3 protein-coding genes are annotated in these 2,615 nt (G+C 66.5%); 1 reads left to right on the top strand and 2 read right to left on the bottom strand.

Annotated features, from left to right (window positions below; all coding sequences use genetic code 11):
* Positions 1 to 712: DEAD/DEAH box helicase (locus tag KDB67_RS21185; protein ID WP_291020334.1), on the bottom strand; the 712-nt coding region annotated here is incomplete at its 3' end.
* 264 nt (positions 713 to 976) lie between these two features.
* Between KDB67_RS21185 and KDB67_RS21180 the strand changes: the two genes are divergently transcribed.
* Positions 977 to 1,246: a hypothetical protein gene (locus KDB67_RS21180; RefSeq protein ID WP_291020332.1), complete on the top strand. Its 270-nt coding sequence runs from the start codon at positions 977 to 979 to the stop codon at positions 1,244 to 1,246.
* Here the strand turns inward: KDB67_RS21180 and KDB67_RS21175 are convergent.
* Positions 1,165 to 2,445 carry a family 1 glycosylhydrolase gene (locus KDB67_RS21175; RefSeq protein WP_291020336.1) on the bottom strand — a complete coding sequence of 427 codons (1,281 nt, stop codon included), beginning with the start codon at positions 2,443 to 2,445 and terminating at the stop codon, positions 1,165 to 1,167. The genes KDB67_RS21180 and KDB67_RS21175 overlap by 82 nt on opposite strands.
* Positions 2,446 to 2,615 lie beyond the last annotated feature (170 nt).

Genomic DNA, 2,615 nt, shown 5'->3' with positions numbered 1-2,615 from the left:
TCTTGCGGTCGGGGGCCACCTCGAATACGTGGTGGGTCATCGCGGGCACCGGCGAGGACGCCTCGTCGACCGAATGCAGCGTCGGCGAATGCAGGAACTTGCGGGCCAGGACGTCGACGCCGTTGTCGAGGGTGGCCGAGAACAGCAGCCGCTGGCCGTCGGTGGGGGTGGCCTTCATGATGCGGGTCACGCCGGGCAGAAAGCCCAGGTCGGCCATGTGGTCGGCCTCATCGAGGACAGTGATCTGCACCTTGTCGAGCCGAACGATGCCCTGGCCCATCAGATCTTCGAGACGGCCGGGGCACGCGACGACGATGTCGACGCCGCGGCGGAACGCCTCTACCTGACGACCTTGTTTGACGCCACCGAACACGGTGGTGACGACGAGGTTCTCGGTCTGCGCCAGCGGGCTGATGGCGGCGGCGATCTGGGTGGCCAGTTCGCGGGTGGGGGCCAGGATCAGACCGGTCGGCGCCCCGGAGGTGCGGCGGATCCGGCCTTCGGCCTTGGCCTGGGCCAGGCGTGCGACGACGGGGATCGAGAATGCGAGGGTCTTGCCGGAGCCGGTCTTGCCGCGGCCGAGCACGTCGCCGCCGGCGAGGGTGTCGGCCAGGGTGGCCGCCTGGATCTCGAAGGCTTCTGTCTTCCCTTCTGCGGCAAGTACTTTCACAAGACTTGCGGGCACGCCGAGGGATTCGAATGTCGTGGTCAAAGTATGTGCTTTCACTATCTGGACACGCCTACGACGCCCGGTTCTGAGCGGAGGATGTCAATGGGCGAACACGCGGGCTTGCGAGCTCGTTCGCCGTACGAAAGTCTGGTGGCGGGTTGATCACCCGCAACGAAGCGTTCTACGACGCGTTGCCGCACCGTGGCGCGGACACTTCGTCCTACACTACCCGCCGGTAACCCCGGCGGCCAACCGGTTTTGTGGTGACCTCGCCCACTGTGCGCGTGCGCACTGGGCCCCGAGGCCGTGGCGCTCACCACCGCCCAGGCCGAGCCGACCAAATCCCGTGCCATGTACGTGATAGCCGGGGTCGCGGTGCTCATCACCTGGCCGCTGGGTGCGCTGCTGGGCAGCGTCGTCGGCCAGATCGTCGCCGACCCGGCGGCTTTGGGCCTCGCCGCCGCATTCCCCGCACTACTAGGTGCACAACGGCGTCAGCGGACGACGGCCGGGTGGGTGCAGCTGTCGGGGATCGCGACGAGGGAGCACGGGACCGGCGAGCGGGTGGGGCGATAGCCGAGTGCGACGCCGCGTGCCTTCGTGATCTGCCGGTATGCGGCCACGGCATCCGTCGGCCGCCTGGTCAGCGCCGGATCACCCTGCACATCAACCGAATACAGTCCGAATCGGGGCCGGTAGTCGCCCCATTCGTAGTTGTCGGTGATGCTCCAATAGTTGAACGAGACCACCTTGATGCCGTCCTGCTTGGCGCGCTGTACCCAGTAGATGGTGTCGCGCAGATGGTCTCCGCGTTGATAGCCATCGGGCCGAATCCCGTTGGGAGCGCCCGCCATTCCGGCCTCGATGATGCGGATCGGTTTTCCCGGATACCTCTTGGCCAGATGCCGCAGCACGTAGTAGATGCTTTCGGGTGCCTGGGTGGCCTTCCACAGTTCACCGGTGATCGCGTTGGCCGTGGACACGTCGGTGACCGAGATCGAGTAGTAGTTGTCGACGCCGACGAAATCCATACTGTCCCGAAGCCGTTCCGGAAACAGCCCTTCCAGCCACGATCCGAGGCCGGGCACCGGGAAGTAGGCGAGGTTCGTCGACACCTCCGCGCGCGGCTGTACTCGGTGAATGTGTCGGTAGAGGCGGCGGTGGGCGTCGATGATCCCGTCGACCATCCGGCCCGCGTTCTCGGGGCGGGTGCCGCCGTACATGAGTTCGCGCCGAACGTACTCGGTCGGTTCGTTGAACGTGATCCACAGCGGATCGGCCCACTCGTACCTGTCGACGACCCGCTCACCGAAGGCCACCAGATCGTCGGCCATGCCGGACCGATTCCAGCCACCACGATCGACTTCCCAGCCCGGATGCACCCAGTGGTTGAGGGTGATCATCGGCCGCATCCCGGCGTCGACGATCGCCCGGATCACCCGGTCGTAGAACGCCCACCCGGCATCGTCGTACCGTCCGGGCGACGGCTGCACCCGCGCCCACTCGACGCTGGTGCGGTAAATCTCGACACCCAGCGACTTCGCCCGCGCGATGTCCTGGGCATACCGGTGATAGAAGTCGACACTGTTGCCCACCTTCTGCTCGACCTTGCCCTGATCGCCGTACCGCACCCAGTTCGAGTCCCGGCTGTACCCCTCGGACTGGAACCCGGCCTGCGCCACCCCGAACTGAAAATCGGCCCCGAGCGACGGCACCGCCGCATCCGCCACGGGCGCCCGGCACACCAGCCCGACCAGCGTCACCGACAGCACCATCCACATCAACCGCACACCCATCCCCCGGTTGTATCGTGCCCCGCTCCCGGACCCGACCGGTTTGGAAAGACTGCCGCCAAGGCTGCTAGAGTGGCACACGGTCAACCGCATCGCGGTTGCCCGGGGCTATGGCGCAGTTGGTAGCGCGACTCGTTCGCATCGAGTAGGTC

Source organism: Gordonia sp. (in: high G+C Gram-positive bacteria) (assembly GCF_020438995.1).
GTDB lineage: Bacteria > Actinomycetota > Actinomycetes > Mycobacteriales > Mycobacteriaceae > Gordonia.
This window is presented reverse-complemented; position numbering and strand designations above follow the sequence as displayed.